The organism is Bacillus sp. EKM206B (assembly GCF_011066015.1).
Classification (GTDB): domain Bacteria; phylum Bacillota; class Bacilli; order Bacillales; family Bacillaceae; genus Bacillus; species Bacillus velezensis.
This window is the reverse complement of the sequence record NZ_JAAMNL010000004.1, coordinates 66,500-84,931: the sequence shown is the minus strand read 5'-3', so window position 1 is coordinate 84,931 and position 18,432 is coordinate 66,500. Positions and strand designations below refer to the sequence as shown.

The 18,432-nt window shown below is 45.3% G+C and carries 22 protein-coding genes; 14 read left to right on the top strand and 8 right to left on the bottom strand.

All coding sequences use genetic code 11. The annotated features are described in order from the left end of the window. Positions 1 to 30 precede the first annotated feature (30 nt). Both G9F50_RS09280 and G9F50_RS09275 read right to left on the bottom strand, forming a co-directional pair. Positions 31 to 1,521: a sodium:solute symporter family protein gene (locus G9F50_RS09280; protein ID WP_060562849.1), complete on the bottom strand. Its 1,491-nt coding sequence runs from the start codon at positions 1,519 to 1,521 to the stop codon at positions 31 to 33. After that, positions 1,521 to 1,721, bottom strand: coding sequence for a DUF3311 domain-containing protein (locus G9F50_RS09275; RefSeq protein ID WP_003153716.1), 201 nt, complete (start codon positions 1,719 to 1,721; stop codon positions 1,521 to 1,523). Before G9F50_RS09275 ends, G9F50_RS09280 begins: the two co-directional genes overlap by 1 nt. Before the next feature lie 185 nt (positions 1,722 to 1,906). Here G9F50_RS09275 and G9F50_RS09270 point away from each other — a divergent pair, with 185 nt between their 5' ends. Both G9F50_RS09270 and G9F50_RS09265 read left to right on the top strand, forming a co-directional pair. Continuing rightward, complete coding sequence (locus G9F50_RS09270) at positions 1,907 to 2,830, top strand: ring-cleaving dioxygenase (RefSeq protein WP_060562851.1); 924 nt, start codon at positions 1,907 to 1,909, stop codon at positions 2,828 to 2,830. Positions 2,831 to 2,832: 2 nt separating this feature from the next. Then, positions 2,833 to 3,435, top strand: coding sequence for an alpha/beta hydrolase (locus G9F50_RS09265; protein ID WP_023356960.1), 603 nt, complete (start codon positions 2,833 to 2,835; stop codon positions 3,433 to 3,435). A gap of 43 nt (positions 3,436 to 3,478) precedes the next feature. Here the strand turns inward: G9F50_RS09265 and G9F50_RS09260 are convergent, their stop codons facing one another. Beyond that, on the bottom strand, positions 3,479 to 4,087 hold the full coding sequence (locus G9F50_RS09260) for a nitroreductase family protein (protein ID WP_003153727.1): 609 nt from the start codon (positions 4,085 to 4,087) through the stop codon (positions 3,479 to 3,481). Positions 4,088 to 4,216: 129 nt separating this feature from the next. On the opposite strand from G9F50_RS09260, the gene yodB reads away from it, so the two are divergent. Further along, the gene (gene yodB / locus G9F50_RS09255) at positions 4,217 to 4,558 is read left to right on the top strand and encodes a transcriptional regulator YodB (RefSeq protein ID WP_012117759.1); all 342 of its coding nucleotides are present in this window, start codon (positions 4,217 to 4,219) and stop codon (positions 4,556 to 4,558) included. A gap of 39 nt (positions 4,559 to 4,597) precedes the next feature. Here the strand turns inward: yodB and G9F50_RS09250 are convergent, their stop codons facing one another. Beyond that, entirely contained in the window at positions 4,598 to 4,966 is a 369-nt protein-coding gene (locus tag G9F50_RS09250) for a hypothetical protein (RefSeq protein WP_060562853.1), read from the bottom strand. A 52-nt stretch (positions 4,967 to 5,018) separates the two neighbouring features. Then, positions 5,019 to 5,408, bottom strand: a complete 390-nt coding sequence (locus G9F50_RS09245) for a tautomerase family protein (RefSeq protein WP_060562855.1) — start codon at positions 5,406 to 5,408, stop codon at positions 5,019 to 5,021. 203 nt (positions 5,409 to 5,611) lie between these two features. Between G9F50_RS09245 and G9F50_RS09240 the strand changes: the two genes are divergently transcribed. Further along, a complete protein-coding gene (locus G9F50_RS09240) occupies positions 5,612 to 5,851 on the top strand; it encodes a hypothetical protein (RefSeq protein ID WP_003153736.1) in 240 nt (79 codons plus the stop codon). A 34-nt stretch (positions 5,852 to 5,885) separates the two neighbouring features. Here the strand turns inward: G9F50_RS09240 and G9F50_RS09235 are convergent, their stop codons facing one another. Then, the gene (locus G9F50_RS09235) at positions 5,886 to 6,350 is read right to left on the bottom strand and encodes a hypothetical protein (protein WP_039254863.1); all 465 of its coding nucleotides are present in this window, start codon (positions 6,348 to 6,350) and stop codon (positions 5,886 to 5,888) included. A gap of 97 nt (positions 6,351 to 6,447) precedes the next feature. Between G9F50_RS09235 and rarD the strand changes: the two genes are divergently transcribed. The 4 genes from rarD to bshB2 all read left to right on the top strand — a co-directional run bounded on the left by rarD (position 6,448) and on the right by bshB2 (position 8,720). Further along, positions 6,448 to 7,344 (top strand): EamA family transporter RarD, encoded by an 897-nt coding sequence (gene rarD / locus G9F50_RS09230; RefSeq protein WP_060562858.1) that lies wholly within the window; start codon positions 6,448 to 6,450, stop codon positions 7,342 to 7,344. Positions 7,345 to 7,411: 67 nt separating this feature from the next. After that, complete coding sequence (locus G9F50_RS09225) at positions 7,412 to 7,690, top strand: hypothetical protein (protein WP_003153742.1); 279 nt, start codon at positions 7,412 to 7,414, stop codon at positions 7,688 to 7,690. Then, entirely contained in the window at positions 7,687 to 8,037 is a 351-nt protein-coding gene (locus G9F50_RS09220) for a YojF family protein (RefSeq protein ID WP_007407960.1), read from the top strand. Before G9F50_RS09225 ends, G9F50_RS09220 begins: the two co-directional genes overlap by 4 nt. Positions 8,038 to 8,054: 17 nt before the next feature. After that, complete coding sequence (bshB2, locus tag G9F50_RS09215) at positions 8,055 to 8,720, top strand: bacillithiol biosynthesis deacetylase BshB2 (RefSeq protein WP_007407961.1); 666 nt, start codon at positions 8,055 to 8,057, stop codon at positions 8,718 to 8,720. Positions 8,721 to 8,747: 27 nt separating this feature from the next. Here the strand turns inward: bshB2 and G9F50_RS09210 are convergent, their stop codons facing one another. Both G9F50_RS09210 and G9F50_RS09205 read right to left on the bottom strand, forming a co-directional pair. Then, complete coding sequence (locus G9F50_RS09210; RefSeq protein WP_043021820.1) at positions 8,748 to 9,596, bottom strand: STAS domain-containing protein; 849 nt, start codon at positions 9,594 to 9,596, stop codon at positions 8,748 to 8,750. Positions 9,597 to 9,609: 13 nt separating this feature from the next. Beyond that, the gene (locus tag G9F50_RS09205; RefSeq protein ID WP_060562860.1) at positions 9,610 to 10,968 is read right to left on the bottom strand and encodes an MATE family efflux transporter; all 1,359 of its coding nucleotides are present in this window, start codon (positions 10,966 to 10,968) and stop codon (positions 9,610 to 9,612) included. 277 nt (positions 10,969 to 11,245) lie between these two features. Between G9F50_RS09205 and cdaS the strand changes: the two genes are divergently transcribed. The 6 genes from cdaS to G9F50_RS09175 all read left to right on the top strand — a co-directional run bounded on the left by cdaS (position 11,246) and on the right by G9F50_RS09175 (position 18,334). Then, positions 11,246 to 11,872 (top strand): sporulation-specific diadenylate cyclase CdaS, encoded by a 627-nt coding sequence (cdaS, locus tag G9F50_RS09200; protein WP_007407964.1) that lies wholly within the window; start codon positions 11,246 to 11,248, stop codon positions 11,870 to 11,872. A 118-nt stretch (positions 11,873 to 11,990) separates the two neighbouring features. Then, complete coding sequence (locus tag G9F50_RS09195; RefSeq protein WP_007407965.1) at positions 11,991 to 13,202, top strand: macrolide family glycosyltransferase; 1,212 nt, start codon at positions 11,991 to 11,993, stop codon at positions 13,200 to 13,202. Between the two features lie 322 nt (positions 13,203 to 13,524). Continuing rightward, the gene (locus tag G9F50_RS09190) at positions 13,525 to 14,766 is read left to right on the top strand and encodes a C40 family peptidase (RefSeq protein WP_032869970.1); all 1,242 of its coding nucleotides are present in this window, start codon (positions 13,525 to 13,527) and stop codon (positions 14,764 to 14,766) included. Positions 14,767 to 14,848: 82 nt separating this feature from the next. Next, positions 14,849 to 15,439 carry a superoxide dismutase family protein gene (locus G9F50_RS09185; RefSeq protein WP_012117752.1) on the top strand — a complete coding sequence of 197 codons (591 nt, stop codon included), beginning with the start codon at positions 14,849 to 14,851 and terminating at the stop codon, positions 15,437 to 15,439. Positions 15,440 to 15,516: 77 nt separating this feature from the next. Next, positions 15,517 to 16,407, top strand: a complete 891-nt coding sequence (locus tag G9F50_RS09180; RefSeq protein WP_003153758.1) for an AAA family ATPase — start codon at positions 15,517 to 15,519, stop codon at positions 16,405 to 16,407. A gap of 10 nt (positions 16,408 to 16,417) precedes the next feature. Continuing rightward, complete coding sequence (locus G9F50_RS09175) at positions 16,418 to 18,334, top strand: vWA domain-containing protein (RefSeq protein ID WP_060562862.1); 1,917 nt, start codon at positions 16,418 to 16,420, stop codon at positions 18,332 to 18,334. Positions 18,335 to 18,432 lie beyond the last annotated feature (98 nt).

Genomic DNA, 18,432 nt, shown 5'->3' with positions numbered 1-18,432 from the left:
CCGGCACATTTACGTGCCGGCTTCTTTCTGTTAAGCGCCTTTTTGGTTCAGTTGATCAGAAGGCGCTTTATTGAATAAACCGTCTTTGACGGCGTTTGAAGCCGCTTTTTTTACAAAAAACGGGTTAAGGATAATAACGGCTGCCATGTTAGCGGTCAAACCCCAAAAGCCTTCATATATACCGTGGGCGGATTGGGTGATATTTACCGTGAATGTCACGATAAGACCGACGAGAAGACCGATAATTGTCGCTTCTTTCGTTTGATTCTTCCAAAACAGACTGACGGCGATAGCCGGAAAGATCTGAACCATGCCGGAAACACCGAGAAGCTGAAGGGTAACGAGCGCAGTCGGGAACAGCATGCCGAATAAAAGCGCGAGTCCGATGACGACAAATACCATTGAACGGGTGATCATCGTCAGCTTGCTTGGTGACACATTCGGGTGGATCAAATCCCGATATAAGTTATTCGCAAATAAGTTTGATGCTCCGATGGCCATGATAGAGCAGGGAATCAATGACGCAAGAGCAATCGTGGAGTAAGCAAAGCCCTGCGCGACTCCGCCGTAAGACGTTTGAATCAGCTTCAATAAAGCGAGCCGCGGATTGGTATCTTCCGGCAGGACAAGAAACGCGATAAAGCCGAGAAAAATAACAAGAATCAAAACAATATTATAAAGCGGCAGAAACATGCTGTTTTTGCGGACGGCATCTGCGCTTTTTGCCGTAAATACGCCGGTTGCCGCATGCGCCCACATAAAGAGCGCCAGCGCAGATACGATGGAAGCTGTGATAAACCAAGGAATTCCTTTCGGCCCCGAGTCCGGAATCGTCAGCATTTGCGGCGCTTTTTCAGCCAGAGTGTGAATCATCGGCGTCCAGCCGTGAAAATGGATCAGCGGGAGTGACACGACCATAAACAGCATAATCACCCACACGAGAATGTCTTTAATAATCGCCGTAAACGTCGGCCCTTTAATTCCGCTGAAAAAAGTATACAGCGCTACAAGAATAAAAGAGATGATGACGACCATATTGACATTAATGACACCCGATCCGGCCACCTGAAGCGTATCTTGAATTCCGCTCAGCTGGAGACAAATATAAGGAATGAGCATAAGAACGCCGACAATGGCGACAAGACTGGCCAAAAGTTTACTGTCAAAACGCTCACGGGCATAATCGGCAAGCGTCGTTAATTTGTGTATTTTTGCCACTTTCCACAGCTTCGGCAGAAAGAAATAAGCGATAAAATACGCCAAAACAGAATACGGGATTGCAAAAAAAGCAACGCTTCCCCCTGTGTAGGCTGTGCTTGTTAAGCCTAAAAACGTATAAGCCGTATAGAGATCCGCGCCGACTAAAAACCATACGAGGAGCCCCCCGAACCGTCTGCCGCCGACAGACCATTCCTCAACAGAAGTGCGTGATGATTTGTCTCTCCCGGCTATAAAGCCGATACAGACAACGGTTAAAACGATGACGGCTGTAATGATCAATGCTGTTATATTTGCGGGCATCAGTCCAGTCCTCCTTGTTTCTTCTGCAGCCTATAAATAAGAAACGAACATAATGGAGTGACTGCGATCCATAAAAGCAGCCAGAAATGAAAAAAAGGCAGCCCGATAATGATCGGATGAACCCGATTAGCGACTGACAGCAGGGCCAGCTGGCTGAAAGGGATTAAGATGAGAACGAAAATTAGTGCTTTTCTGACCATTTACTTTCCTCCTGAAACTTGATAATGCTCCTTATCATAGCAGGTGTCAGATAAGATCACAAGATATTTTTCAGAAAAAAAAGAATTCTATTACTTTTTTAACTGAAACACTTTAGTTGCATCTTCATTCATATTAAATTAGAATAGTTAATATCTCGAAATCAAGATATTTAGGAGTGAATTCATTGAATACACAAGGATTGCACCATGTTACCGCATTTGCAAAAGATCCTGCTGAAAATCTTCGGTTTTATACTGAAGTGCTGGGTTTGCGGCTCGTTAAAAAAACCGTTAATTTTGACGACCCGGCCACTTATCACTTTTATTTCGGCAACCAAAACGGAGAGCCGGGCACGATCATTACATTTTTTCCTTTTCAGGGAAGCCGCCCGGGAACCGTGGGAAAAGGGCAGGCCGGAAGAATTTATTTCTCCGTGCCAAAAGGAGCACTCGCGTTTTGGAAGCGCCGGCTTGAAGAAAACGGCTTGTCTGTAAAAGAACAGATCATGCTGTCTGAACAAGTCCTTCTCTTTAATGATACAGAAGACCTGCCGCTTGCCATAATGGAAGATGAAAGAAGCGGACAGAGTGAATGGACTCCTGCGGGCATTACTGGAGAAGAAGCGATCACAGGCATGAGAGGTGTTCTTCTGTACTCGTACCGTCCTGAAGCAACCATTCAATTTCTCATAGAACGCTTCGGTTATTCAAAGACAGGAGAAGAAAATCAGATTGTCAGGCTGCAATCGGAGGCGCGGATCGGACATATTATAGATGTTGATCTCGCGCCGAAAGAAGCAGGTATCGGCGGTTACGGGACAGTTCATCATGTCGCTTTCCGCACTAGCGAAAAAGAGCAGGCGGAATGGAAGAATATTCTTGCTGATTCTCATCTTGCTTCATCTGACATTCTTGACAGGTCTTACTTTACTTCAATCTATTTCAGAGAAAGCGGCGGCATTTTATTTGAAATGGCAACCGATGAACCGGGCTTTATGACGGATGAAACCTTTGAAAATCTCGGAACAGAGCTGAAGCTTCCGGAATGGCTGGAAGAGCATCGCAGCCAGATTACAGCTGTTCTGCCCAAAATGGAGAAAGGAGAATGATGATGAAACATGTGTTTGAACAGGGAACGTCAGAAAATGTTCTGCTGCTTTTGCACGGAACGGGAGGAAATGAACATGATCTTCTGTCACTCGGACGTTTTATCGATCCGAACGCAAGTCTGCTCGGGGTCAGAGGATCAGTGTCGGAAAACGGCATGCCCCGTTTTTTTAAGCGGCTGAAAGAAGGCGTATTTGACGAGAAAGATTTAATTGAACGGACGGAAGAATTAAAGAATTTTATTGATGAAGCGGCGCAAATGTACGGATTCAGCAGAGAAAACGTAATTGCTGCCGGCTATTCAAACGGCGCCAATATTGCAGCAAGTCTTTTGTTTCATTATAAAGATGTACTGAAAGGAGCGGTTCTGCATCATCCGATGGTGCCGATTCGCGGAGTGAAGCTGCCTGATATGGAAGGGATGCCTGTGTTTATCGGTGCGGGAAAACGCGATCCTCTATGTACAAAAGAAGAATCGGAGGAGCTTTATCAGTATCTGACAGATGCCCATGCATCCGTTTCGCTTGTTTGGCAGGAGGGCGGTCATCAGCTCACACAGCAGGAAGCAGAGCAGGCACGAACCTGGTACAGTGAGCGATTCCTATAAAAAACCCTTAGTCCGCTTAAGCGGACTAAGGGTTTCTTTCATCTTACAGCCAAGTTGACACTTTAGATACAGGCAGCCGGTTGCTTTTATGCGCCGGTTTAACGGCTTTACCGATTGAAATCAGCATGACGGGCACGAAACGCTCACTCACGTCGAATTCCTTAACGAATTGCTCTTTATTGAATCCGCCGATCGCGCAAGTGTCGTAGCCTTTTGCTTTAGCGGCAAGCATCAGCTGCATCGCTGCTAAAGAAGCGTTTAAAAATGCTGAATCACGGGCAAACTGATCATTTTGGTATGCGCCGTTAATCTGGCCTAAAAGCGTTTGTTTAATCTCTTCTGTGATATTGCCTTGCTCAGCCAGTTCAGCATAAACGTCTTCACCATTTTCATTTGCTTTTAAATCGCCTAATACGGCAATAACTGCTGATGAATCAATAATCTGTTTTTGATTAAAAGCAACCGGAAGCAGGGCAGCTTTTGCTTCATCACTGTGAAAGACTTGAAAATGCCAATGCTGAAGGTTCCAGGCGGAAGGCGCTTGCGTTGTGATTTCAAGGAGTTCTGTTAATTCCTCTTTTGTAATGACCGCGTCTTTATCGTATTCTTTAACAGATGCGCGTTCCTTTAAAACGTCTAATACGGATGTCATCATGTTTCCTCCTTCGGATAAACGTGTTATCATAATAGAAAAGTTAGAAGCTTACTAAATGTAACTCGAAAACTAATTTTAATGGATCACAAAAAACTTGTCAATTCATAGATGAAGGGATGAACTCACGTGGGATATACAATGTGTCCTAAAATGGAATCCGCTTTTTCTCTTTTGGGAAAGCGCTGGAACGGCCTCATTATCCATGTACTGATGGACGGGCCGAAACGATTTAAAGATATGACCGAAACGATACCGACAATCAGCCAAAAAATGCTCGCGGAGCGGCTCAAAGAGCTGGAACAAAATGAAATCGTCGAGCGTCAGGTGCTGCCTGAAACACCTGTCAAAGTCATTTATAAACTGACTGATAAAGGCTTGGCCCTGCAAGCCGTTTTTCAGGAAATGCAAAAATGGGCAGACAGTTTTTGCGAGCCCGGGGGATCTGCCAACGACACATGTGATGAATAACAAAGGCTGCCCAAGGCAGCCTTTTCTTAATGATCATGTTTACTCGTCATAAAAACCATTAATATCAAAATTGTTCAGATTGAGGTTCAAGCCTTTTAATTGCTTTAATAAAGCATCGAATGTAAGGAAATGATCATTTTTACATTCCGCCGGGACATCATTTGGAGAAAATAGTTTCATTCCTCCCTCAATCCACTGTTTCCGGTATAACTGAAATGCCGCTTCAATTAAATGATCAGGCGTTACAATAAACCCTAAGCTTACGTCATGGTCCTCACTGTAGCCGAATTCAAACCCGCAGCAGGGGCAAATATCAAATGTTTTTTGATATTCGCCGTTATAAATAGGACTTGTCTCTAATCCTTTAAATCCGCATATCAAACAAGGATACAACTCACTAACCAACATACATCCCTCTTTTATTCAGTTTGCAATCATTCAGAACAAGCGGGGAGGCCTTTTACAGTTTCCCGGTTAAAAACTGAGCCTCACCAAGCCCGAAGCTCCAATCGGCGTCCCCGTTTTCTGTAATGGAAATCATGACGTCCTCGGGTGATATGCCGCATTCTGTTTTAAGCTGATCAGCCATTAGTTGATATAACGTTTCTTTTTGATGTTCGGTGCGCGCTTTGCTGACAATGCTGATGATGACAAGATCTTTGCTTCTTTTGAAACCGAGCCCGGTATCTTCAATGATAAGCTCATGAGGCCGATGCTGGTGAACGATCTGATAACGGTCCGTTACAGGGACGTCAAAAGCTTTAACCATGGCATAATGGGCGGTATCCAGTAATTTTTTTAATGCTGCGTCATCCCGGCCTTCAATAACGTCAAAACGAAGTAATGGCATTGTTTTATTCCCCCTGATGGTTTTTTATCATGTCGCAACTTGTAAAAAAGTATAACAGTTAATCAAAATGTAATCAAATTATAACCAAAATATTTATACATTAATGCAATATCAGAGAGAGGCACATGTTGTTACAATCGCCCAATCAATTTCCTCATTTTATGAATACGCTTAAGAATAGGCAGACATAAAGGAGGAAAAACATGTACCCTCGTCATGCATTGTATCGCGGGAATTTCGGTCCTGCCGGATTTCCGGCGAGAAGTCCTTTTTTGTTCGGCGCTCCTTTATTCGGCGGATTTTTAGGCGGTCTTCTCGGAGGCGTGATTGCCACAGGCTTTACAAGACCCCGCTATCCGTACGGGTTCGCCGGTTACGGATACGGAGGCGTCCCATACGGCGGTTTCGGGCCGGGAGCCGGCGGTTATCCGCCATTTTATTAAAGAAAAAACGGCCTGCATCGCGCGGGCCGTTTTTTTATCTTAAAATCTCCACTTCCGATAGATTGTAGTCTTCCTGTTTTGAAAACATAACTTCAATCATCCCGTCTTTATAGACTGCTTTTGTTCCTTTCCGTTTGACGAGGCTCGGAAGGACGATTTCTTTTTTTCCTTCTCCCAGACTGCTGTTCTCTACAACGAGGCTGTGTGACGTATGCTTAATCCTGATACGGTCGAGTTCCTCTTGTTCGGCGGGAATTTTCGCAAAAACATGATCGGATGTTTCAAACAGGTCAATTTCCGGCTTGGGCGGTTCCGCTTCGACCGGCTCGGCCTTTTTGGACATTGGGTCGCGAAAAGGGAACTGTCCGGCATAACCGGCGCCGAATACGCTTTCCATCACTCGGTTGACATATGTCTCGACATCTTTCGGATCAGCATTTTTAAACGTTTCTTTAGAGAACTGATTTTGGAAGGGAAAATATCTGTTCCAATCAAACACGGCATCTCACCCTTTCTTAACGGACAACATAGTATATGCCCGCCGGAAGCTTCCCGTGATATAATATAATCTGTTTACAGAAAGGAAGGGGAAGGCCGTGCAAGGGAATAACGCAAGAAAAGGAATCATTTATACCGCTTGTTCTTTCGTCATGTGGGGGCTGTTTCCGGTCTATTGGAAACTTCTTGAACAAATACCCGCATTGGACATTTTAGCTCACCGGATTTTATGGTCATTTGTTTTCATGTGTGTGCTTTTAACTGTGCTTAAGAAGTGGAAAACCGGATGGCGTGAACTGCGTCTTTTGAAATCGGAAGGGGGCCTGCTGGCGCTTTTTTTCGCTTCCGTTTTAATTTCCGTTAATTGGTTTGTGTACATATGGGCCGTCAATCACGGCTTTTTGCTTGAAGCAAGTCTCGGGTACTACATTAATCCGCTCGTTTCCGTTCTTTTGGGCATCCTATTCTTAAAAGAAAAGCTTAACAGGATGCAAACAGCAGCCGTTTCTATTGCCGGGGCGGCCGTGATCATATCTGCGTTTCAATATGGCGCGGTTCCTTATATCGCATTGCTGCTTGCATTCAGCTTCGGCCTGTACGGCTTATGTAAAAAAAGAACCCGCATGTCCAGCACGATCGGACTGACGCTGGAGACGCTTTTGATTACCCCGGCTGCATTTATTTATTTAGGATATACAGCTGACGGGAGCACTTCCGGGTCCTTGGGGGCAGGAACATGGGCGCTCCTATTTTTCGCAGGCGTATTTACGGCCCTGCCGCTGTTGCTGTTTGCAGAGGGGGCAAAGCGTCTGCCGCTGTATCAAGTCGGCATTTTGCAATATATAGCGCCGACCATTACCCTTATGCTCGGCGTATTTGTGTATCATGAACCGTTTTCCGGGCAAAAAGCGTTTACCTTCATTTGTATATGGGCAGCATTGCTTTTGTTTACCTTTTCACAGATAAAATGGAAACGGCCGATAAAAAGCCGCTAAGCCTTTCGCTTTCCAGCGATAGCTTAAATTATGTATAATCATTACGAGTATGTAAAGGAGCTGTACAATGGGCACTGATAAAGACATAGCAAAAGCCTATCAGGCACTGTGGAATAACCGCACTCTCCCGGCTTCAACTCTTGAAGAAGCGGAGAAGGCAATTGATCTGGAACTGCTTGATCAAAGAACACATCCGAGGCTCCGGAAGTCACCCGAGGAAAAGTTTGCTCTGGCGGTGCAGCGAATTGTAGATTCCCGGCTGCGGCCGATTGAGAAATATGAATTGGTTGAACTACATACGAAGCGTTTGCAATTTTTAAAAGAAGAAAGAGGGGAGCAGCTATGAAAGCGATCATAAAAGAAGATGTGCAAACTTCTTTAGAGCGATATGCCGATCGTCCTGTATATATCCATTTGGAAACAACGACCGGTTCTTATTCAGCGCATCTGAATGAGAAAAACATGACGGTTGTAGCCTATATACGCAATGCAAAAGTGACGTACCATCAGGCGAAAATCAAAGGAAACGGCCCGTACCGCGTCGGTTTGAAAACGGAAGAAGGCTGGATTTACGCAGAAGGTCTGACTGAATATACAGTAGATGACGAAAACCGCTTGTTAATGGCAGGGCATCTGCCGGGCGGAAAATTGGCGATTTCGCTTCAAATCAGCGAAAAGCCGTTTACAGTTTAAAGAAAAGGGTGAAAATCATGAAAGAACATGTACTCGTCATCCTGCCTCACCCTGATGATGAATCATACGGAGTGGCAGGGCTGATTGCTTTACACAGACAAAAAGATATTCCCGTTACGTATGCATGCGCAACGCTTGGCGAAATGGGCCGGAACATGGGAGATCCTTTTTTCGCGAACCGTGAAACACTGCCGCTGTTAAGAAAACAAGAGCTGATCGACGCATGCAAAGCAATGGACGTTACTGACCTGAGAATGCTCGGGCTTCGTGATAAAACACTTGAATTTGAAGATGACGAGTGGCTCGCGGATATGATGGAAGAGATTATCGACGATGTAAAACCGAGTCTGATTGTCACATTCTATCCGGAGCACGGCGTCCATCCGGATCATGATGCATGCGGCGAAGCGGTTATCAGAGCGCTTTACAGAAAGAAAAAAGAGGACCGCCCGCGCACGCTTTGCATGGCAATCACCCGCAACAGGGAGGAAGCCGTCGGCAAGCCTGATGTCATTCTTGATATTAAAGAGGTTGCCGATATTAAAATGAATGCCTTAAAAGCGCACCGCACCCAAACGGAAGGTATGCTGAGAGAGCTGGAAGAAAAAATAAAAAATAACGAGCCGGTTCTTCAGACATGGTTTGAAGAAGAAGTGTATTGGACATATCCGTGGAAAGACTGATAAAAAAAGGGATAAGGCTGAAATGCCTTATCCCTTTTTTTGTGTCAGATCGGAGGCGATCGCTTCCGCAAGCGAAGACCGTATTGATAAATTTGAAAAACTCAGTCCGAGCTGCACCGCGGTTTGGGCGATTTCAGGACGGATTCCGGATAATGTCGCTTTCACGCCGAGCATTCCGAGTGATTCAATTAAGGTGAAAAGCTGTTGGGCAACCATCGTATCAATCATGGCTACGCCCGATAAATCAATGTACAGCTGCGTGATGCGCTTCTCTGAACACTGCTGCAGCGTATTCTCTAAAATCATTTTGGCTCTTGCCGTGTCAATATCCCCGATCAGCGGCAGCAGTCCGACATTATCAAAAAGCACAATTACCGGCGAGCTCAGCTCGGTGATCAATTCTTTTTGCGCTTCAAGCTGAATGTTTGTGTTTTTATACATTTCCTCTATGAAAATATGAATCACCACATCAAAAGATTTAATCAGCGTATGGAATATATTTTCGGCATCTTCTTCTGTCACGGTGTCTGAATGAAGTCTGGTAAACTGCTTGACATGGCCGACATACAAATCACGAACTCTGATAAACTCGCGAATAATATAATGGATGGGAGTTTTTAAATGTTCTTCATCTCGTGCGGCTTCGAACGCCCACTTTTCCAATGCCGCTGTATATACTTCCTTCTCTTCAGAAAAAATCCGATTGAGCTGATAATTAAACGCCAGATTTTGTTTTTTCAGATTCGTGAGTACAGCCGGGTCAGTAGAAGCATAAACAGAATCAGGATCCGTATCATGAAGGGTATCAAACCATGTCTGACTGATGTCCTCCGCCCGTTCAGTTAAATAATCGTACAGCAGTTTATGTTTTGGCATTGCTGCTCCTCCTTTATGAAATCATTTTTTTCACATAATGCTTTTGCAGTTTCATCAGTCTGAAGAATAAACCGACAGCTCCTGCGGCAAGTCCTGCAATTAACCCGATCCAGTAGCCGTATGCCCCGAGGCCCGTATAAGTGCCGACTGCGTAACCGACCGGAAGCCCGATAATCCAATACGACACAAAAGCCGCGCCGAGTGTATAGTTGACATCCTTATATCCTCTCAGAGCGCCTTGTATCGGAGCTGCTACGGCATCAGAAAGCTGGAAAAACAGCGCATAGATTAAAAAGTGCTGCGTCAACATGAGCACCGCCGGATCTGATGTATACATTCCGGCGATTTGCGGTCTGAACAGTAAAATGAAAGCCGCCGTGCATAAAGAAAAACTAAGCGCCATCACGATCCCGATATAGCTGTATGACCGGGCATCCCTGTAGCGCTTTGCCCCTGCTTCAAATCCGACCAAAATGGTCATGGCCATGGATACGCTGAGCGGCAGCATATACAAGAGGGAAGCAAAATTCATTGCCGCTTGGTGGGCTGCAATCGTCACCGTCTGAAAATGGCTCATAAGCAGTGTGACAGCCGCAAAAATGCTCGTTTCAAAAAATACCGCAAAACCGATAGGCAATCCGATTTTCAAAAGCTTTCTGCATTCAGACGGAGAAAAACGGTACAGTTTCCGAAATACAGAGTACCCGGCAAACGGCTCAAATCTGCAGACGATAAAAAAGCTGATGGCGCAAATACACCAGTAAGTCAGGGCGGAAGCGAGCCCCGCCCCGACTCCTCCCAATGCCGGCATGTTGAATTTCCCGAAAATAAATACATAATTTAAAACAAAATTAATAGGCAATGAGCAAAGCGTAATAAGCATAGTGACTCGCGTTTTGCCGAGTGCATCAATAAACGAGCGCAAAACGGTGTACACAAACAAAGGAAAAATACCGAGGGATAAAAATCCTAAAAAGTGTTTGGCGATCGTCCGGACACGAGGTTCCAGGCCCAAATGTCCCAAGATCATATCAACGGTGAAAAAGCCGATCAGGATAACCGCCGCACTGAGAACGGCCGCTACATAAACGGCCTGGATGACGGAAAACGGCACTTCCTTTTGTCTGCCGGCTCCAAACAGCTGCGAAACAACGGGCGTAACGGCCATTAATATTCCTGCCAGGCCCGTATAAACCGGCGTCCACAGGCTTGAACCAATTGCAACCCCGGCTAAATCGGCAGCGCTCACTTTCCCTGACATCACCGTATCCAAAAAGGTGATCAGGGAAAGGCCCGCCTGTGTGATTAAAATCGGAATGAAGATATGTAACAGCTGTCTGACCTTTTGGCCGATCGTGTTCGTTTCTCTCAAGTTAGGTTCCCCGTTTCTTTATTTTAACGAGAGAAATTATAACATTTTATGTATAAAAAGCAATGAAAGCCGGCCTACTCTTTTTTGTCCGGTTTCGGCTTTTTAAACATCTTGGCATAAATGAATGAAAGTGAAATGACCCCTAAAAAGGTGCAGATATATTGCATCAGCCGTGCGAATTCCATATGATGTGCGCCTCCTTTCATGATTATGGTGCACACAGCGGCGCATATCCATGCGCGTGATGCAGAAAATAAGGGAAAGGAGCTGATGTGACATGCGCCACACTCAAATGACGGAAAGCGCGTTTACCGCTGCGGTTCAAACGTATTTGAAACAAATTACAGAGGATGCCGGAATGATACTGCGGACATTGGATGAAAAAGACCAATGCCTTCTTTGCGAATTAGATGAACTGGGACATACGTTTCAGGAAATGCAGGCTGTCGCTTCGTCGTTTTACCTGCAGTCATATATCGAACATTTTACGCCTTCCTATACAGAGCTGGCGAGGGCCGTGCAGCATCTGGCGGAAGAAAAACACGGAGCGCTGATTGTGATTGAACGTGCAGATCCGCTGGATGGAATGATACAAAAAGGGACCAGCCTGCATGCCGAGATCAGTGCAGCTTTAATTGAGAGTATTTTTTATCCCGGCAATCCGCTTCACGACGGAGCCGTATTGGTCAGAGAAAACCGGGTTGTATCAGCAGCCAATGTGCTTCCGCTCACAACAAAACATGTCGATCTCAAATACGGGACGCGCCACAGGGCCGCGATGGGACTTTCGGCCGTGACTGATGCACTCGTGCTCGTCGTTTCAGAAGAAACGGGAAAAATGTCCTTTGCTAAAGACGGCGGACTGTATCCGCTTGTTTCGCCGCGGGCGCTTCATACGAAATAATAAGAAAATGGGAATATTGTACCCATTTAATATTAATAAGGTGAACATCTTTACCTTTTTCTGTATTGATGTTATCGTTTAAATATACATAAAATTTAAAAGAATAGGGAGTGGAAAGATGGCAAATGTATTGATGATCGGCTTTCCGGGAGAAGGGCATATCAATCCGTCTTTAGGCGTCGTAAAAGAACTGAAGGCAAAAGGGGAACATGTCGTATATTACGGCGTGAAGGAATATGAGAACAAAATCGCGTCAAGCGGAGCGGAATTCCGTGAATATGAAGATTTCCGTAAAGATGAATTCGGAAAAAACGCAACGGGTGATGAACAGCGGGACGCTACCGAGTTTTTGCTATTAATGATTGAGACTTCCAAAAAAGCCGCACTCCGTATTCTTGAGGAAGTAAAAGATGAATCCTACGACTACATCCTGTATGATCATCATTTTCTGGCAGGAAGGCTCGTGAGAAACCAGCTGAAACTGCCGGCATATTCACTTTGTACGACATTTGCAATGAATGAAGCATTTATTAAAGAAGTGTTTTCAAATACAAACCTTGTATCAGAGGAATCATCTCATTATCCGGCTTATACCGAAGCGGTCAGCCGGCTCAATGAAGAATTCAGCGCAGACATTAAAACGCCGTATGATATTTTCTCAAATGACGGCAGAAAAACCATCGTATTTACTTCAAGAGCGTTTCAGCCGAAAGAAGAAGAGTTTGGCGATTCTTATCTCTTTGTCGGTCCGTCCATAACCGAAAGGGCGGCGGCTCAAGATTTCCCGTTTGAACAGCTTGAAGGAGAAAAAGTCCTGTTTATTTCAATGGGCACGATTTTTAACAATCAGAAGGAATTGTTTAATAAATGCTTAAAAGCGGTCAGAAACTTTAACGGAAAAGCCGTCATGTCAATCGGCAAACATCTTGATCCTGCGGAGCTTGATGAAATTCCTGAGAATGTCATTGTAAAGCCTTATGTTCCGCAGCTTGAGATCCTGAAGAGAGCGGACTTATTTATCACTCACGGCGGAATGAACAGTACGAGCGAAGGGCTTTACTACAAAACCCCGATGATCGTCATTCCGATGGGCGCAGATCAGTTCGCCGTCGGAAGCCAAGTGGAAAACACGGGCGCGGGCAAAATGTTTAAAAAAGAAGATGTAACAGCGGAACTGCTCACTGAAGCAATAAAAGAATTGAGCGAAAATCCTGAATATCAGACAAAAGCTTCTGAAATCGGAGAATCCCTGAAAGCGGCCGGCGGAGCACAGCGTGCAGCGGAATTGATAGCAGAAGACGTGAAAACTGCCGAGACCCGGGTTCTGTAATCAGCTGTCACCCGCTTCCTTTAAAGGAAGCGGGCTTTTTTTAAATTGTTTTTCGGGAGGATTTTTCACGCCGTAAAGAGAATTGTATGAAAAACAGACAAGAAAGGTGGAATGTCGCGGAAAAAAGCCATGTTATGAAAATGATTCCAAAGTCTTTTGTGAAATGTTCTCAATTTATGTAAAATGTGTGGCATTGGTGATGATCTAAGGTCAAATGAATCGGAATTAATGTCGACTTCTGAATGAATCCTGCATAACAGGGCGGCGTCCAAAGAAAAGGAACGTCCCTTTCAGCAATGATAAATAGGAGGTTTTTCGTTATATGAAGAAAAAAATCGCAGCCGGACTGGCTGTATCTGCAGTAATGACTTCAACCTTCGCCGTGCATCCCGCTGAAGCAAAAACCATTCAAGTAAAAAGCGGCGACTCTCTTTGGAAGCTTTCCCGGCAATATCATACAAGTATTTCAGCCCTGCAGGCGGAAAATAAACTGAAATCAACGATACTCCACCCAGGACAGCGGCTGCACATTCCCGACGGCAGCGGCACACATAAAACGGGGCAAAAGGGAAAACGAAGCACGGGTGCCTACACAGTTACATACGGAGACTCATTATGGGTGATCGCAAAAAAATACAAAATGAGCGTTTCTGAGCTGAGAAGCCTGAACCGTTTGAGTTCAGATGTCATCTATCCGGGCCAGAAACTGAAAATTAAAGGGTCTGCCGGCGGCACGGACGGAGGCGGCAGACAGACAAAGCCTGATAAAGGCGCATCAGGGACTTACACTGTGAAGCCGGGTGACTCGCTGTGGAAAATCGCCAATCAAACCGGGATCACCATCGCCGAGCTGAAAAAGCTGAATCAATTAACATCAGACATGCTGTATCCGAATCAAGTGTTAAAGATCAAAGGTTCTTCACATAACGGAAACAGCGGCACAACACCGCCATCTCATTCAAACCCTTCTGAGAAGCCATCCACTTACAAAGTAAAAGCAGGCGATTCCCTCTGGAAAATTGCTAATCGGTTCGGCATCACCGCTCAGCTCATCAGAGAAAAAAATAAATTGACAACTGATGTGCTTCAAATCGGACAAGTTCTGGTGATTAACGGAACGGGAAAAACAGAAGATCCTGTGCGGCAGCCGGATAACAAACCGGCAAAACCAAACAAGCCGAATACTCCTGAACCTCCGGTGACAGGGTCAAAGATTGACAGAATGATAGGCGAGGCGAAAAAACATGTCGGCGTGCCTTACCGCTGGGGAGGCAATACGCCTGCGGGCTTCGATTGCAGCGGTTACATCTATTACCTTTTAAATAAGGTAAGCTCTGTTTCCCGTCTGAGCACGGCCGGATATTGGAATACGATGAAACATATCAGCCAGCCGTCAGCAGGCGACTTTGTCTTCTTTACGACATATAAAGCGGGCCCTTCTCATATGGGAATGTATTTAGGTGGAGGAGATTTTATTCACGCAAGCTCCTCCGGGGTTGAAGTTTCAAACTTAAGCAATCCGTATTGGAAAAAAGCGTATTTAGGAGCGCGCAGTTATTTTTAAAAAAAGCCTTTCGGGGCTTTTTTTGTTTACCATTTTCACGTTTTGACAAGACTGATGGGTAAAAAAATAAGGGGGAGGAAGCATGAATCGTCTCTTGCTTTTTCTCATGCTCGTATCAATTACGCTTTGCGGCTGCGGGGGGAGACCCGCTCCTGTTCCGCCCAAAAAACATGGGGAAAGCCGCGCATTGGAAGCATCTGCATACCGTGAGCATGCCGGACTCATCAATCAAAACGGAAAAACGATCGGATATATCGAAGTGAGGGAATCTGATGATGAAGGGTCAGACATTCATATATCAGCGGGGCATCTGCCGCCCGGCACTTCTCTCGGATTTCATATTTATGAAAAAGGGACTTGTCAGGCACCTGATTTCGAATCAGCCGGCGGTCCGTTCAACCCTTTGAACAAAGAACACGGCTTCAACAATCCGATGGGTCATCACGCCGGGGATCTCCCCAATCTTGAAGTGGGGGCTGACGGTAAAGTGGATGTCATTATGAACGCACCGCAAACTTCATTAAAAGAAGGGAGCAGACTCAGCCTGCTCGACCGGGACGGAAGCGCGTTCGTCATTCATGAACATACGGACGATTATTTGACAAACCCGAGCGGAAATTCCGGAGCCAGAATCGCCTGCGCTCCCCTGACAAAAAGCGCCCGCAGGGAATGAGCCCTTTTGTATTGAGTATACAAGGGCTTTTTTAGTATACTCGGTTATGGAATACAAATGGAAAGGAAACATCACCTATGACTTCAGAATTACAGCACCTATCACTTCCGGAAGATATACAAAACAAACTGCAGGCTTATCAAAATCATCCCGTTTCCCAAGAATTCCGGGATTTAATCGGATCATCAGGCTATGAGGCCGAAGATAAAGCGATTGTATTCGATGCCGTCATTGCTTTGACTATGGGAAAAAATATCTTATTAAAAGGACCGACGGGTTCAGGGAAAACAAAATTGGCGGAAACGCTTTCGAACTATTTTCATAAACCGATGCACAGCGTCAACTGCTCCGTAGACCTCGATGCAGAAGCGCTTGTCGGCTATAAAACGATTGAAAATGAACAGGGACAGGCGACTATTGAATTCGTTCCCGGACCTGTAACAACCGCAATGAACGAGGGACATTTTTTATACATTGACGAAATCAATATGGCAAAGCCTGAAACCCTTCCGATTCTAAACGGCGTGCTAGATTACAGAAAAATGATGACAAATCCCTTTACAGGAGAAGTGATTAAGGCAAGCGAAGGATTCGGTGTTATCGCCGCGATTAATGAAGGCTACGTCGGCACCGTTCCGCTGAACGAAGCCCTTAAAAACCGTTTTGTCATCATTGATGTTCCGTATATTAAAGGAAGCCTCCTGAAACAGGTGCTGACCTCTCAGTCTGTCTTAAAAGATGAGAAATTAATTGAGCGCTTTATGACGCTGTCTTCTGATTTAATCGCACAAGCGCATAACGGACAAGTGTCAGAAGAAGCGGCGTCCATCAGGGCTCTCATTGATACGTGCGACTTGGCTGCGTACATCCCGCCGAAACGGGCGATTGAAAGAGGCATCGTAGAAAAACTTGACGATGACAGAGAAAAAGCCGCTGTCAGAAATATTGCAGAAACGCTGTTCGAATGAGGGAAATACAATGAAGTTTATCAAATTTAATGACAGCACGATTGATTCGTTTTTGTTCATGATGCTGACTGATCTGGCCAAAACACTGACCAGAAGCAGTGAAGTTGAAGTGGAATACGGCGTGCAGTCTTACTACAATCCCTTTGAAAAGAAAATTTACATGAGCCACTTTTGGAAAGACAGATCAGCCGGGGATATGGAAGCCGGCCTGAAAAGCGATGTCTATTTGCGCGCTGTCGGAACACGCAGCAGCTCATTTCGGGAATTTGCGGGGTTTTTAAATGACGTTCACCGGCATTTCACCTGCCAAAGCTTTGCCAAGCAGCTGTTTATGCTGCTTGAGGATATCAGAATTGAAGAGCTGATCAAAAAAGAACGGCCGGGAACGAAACGTGTTTTTCAGAAGCGGAGGGAGATGTACAGGAAATATTTCACGACGCAGCTGACATTGAATTTAGAACGGAGCATTTTCACCGACGCTTTGTATTGCGCGATGTTTGTCAAGCTGACGGCTGAGTCTCCGCTTGAAGGCATTCCTTCCATGCATGAACATATTGATATGATGATACCGTATATTGAACGTCAGCTCATCCGGGTGTATGAGGCGGATTCTACGGAACAAATCGCAAGAATAACGGAAGACCTCATGGAAGGCCTTGATGAAGTGCTTGAGAAAGATATGCTGAACACGTACTTTTTTCTGCCGGAACTTGATTACGAAAAAGCGGCTGAAGAGCCTTTATTCGAAAGTGTAAAAAAAGCGCCTTCGTTAAGTGACGATCTCACGCTCCCTGAGTCTTCCGACGGAGATGAAGAAATCCTTGAAGAGAAAATGAATACGTGGCACCGGGAAACCGAAGCGCCGTCAAAAAGTTTCCTTCAATTTGATATTGAGCACGGCGCGAAATCAGATCTTGGGAAAGACGCGGCCAGAGAAGGCGATGACGGTGACCAGGCGCTCGGCTCCGTTCAAGGTTCCGCACGTCAGACGAAAAGAGAGGATTACTCCAAACTGGAAGCGCTTGAATCCATTCAGGATGAACATGAGGGCGCGGGGCTGGCTGACGGAAAAGAAAACAAATTTGCCTTCCCGGTTTATCAAACGCCTCATAAAGCGTCTCCTGAAGAGGAGCAGTCTTATAAAGAACAGGCAAAAACGATAGAATCATATCAAAAACGCCTGAAGCAGATGATACAAAAAACACTTGAGCACAAAAAAACGCTCCCGCGGACCGACCTTCACGCAGGCCGGCTGAATCGCAAACTGATCCGCTATTTTACGGAGCGGAACCCGCGCCTTTTCTATAAAAAGCAGGACCCGTCTTCAGACATTGACGCCGTTTTTACATTGCTTGTCGATTGTTCGGCCAGCATGTTCGACAAAATGGATGAAACAAAAAGAGGGATCGTTCTTTTTCATGAAGCCTTGAAATCAGTGTCCGTACCGCACCAGATCGTCGGATTTTGGGAGGATACAAACGAAGCGACTGAAACGAGCCAGCCGAATTTCTTCAATACCGTTATTCCGTTTGAAGAGTCGCTGCTGCAGGCGGCGGGTCCGCTGATCATGCAGCTTGCGCCTGAAGAAGATAACAGAGATGGATACGCCATCAGACAAATGACGAAACAGCTGATGCGGCGGAGTGAGGCGCAAAAATTTTTAATCGTGTTTTCAGACGGAGAGCCGGCAGCATTCGGATATGAACAAAACGGCATTGTCGATACGAGCGAGGCTGTCATCGAAGCGAGAAAAAAAGGGATAGAAGTCATAAATGTTTTTCTGTCCAATACTGCGATAGAAGAATCACAGATGAAAACCATTCAGGATATGTACGGAAAGTACAGTATTTTTGTTCCGGATGTCGATCAGCTGCCCGATGTGCTGTATCCGCTCTTGAAAAAACTGCTTCATAAAAGCATAGGATAGGCTTTTTCCTATGCTTTTTCGCTTTTTATTTTAAAATGATTTAATTTTTTCGGTATTGATCTGTTTTTTTTACTATTTTGTGAACAATCAAGGTAGAA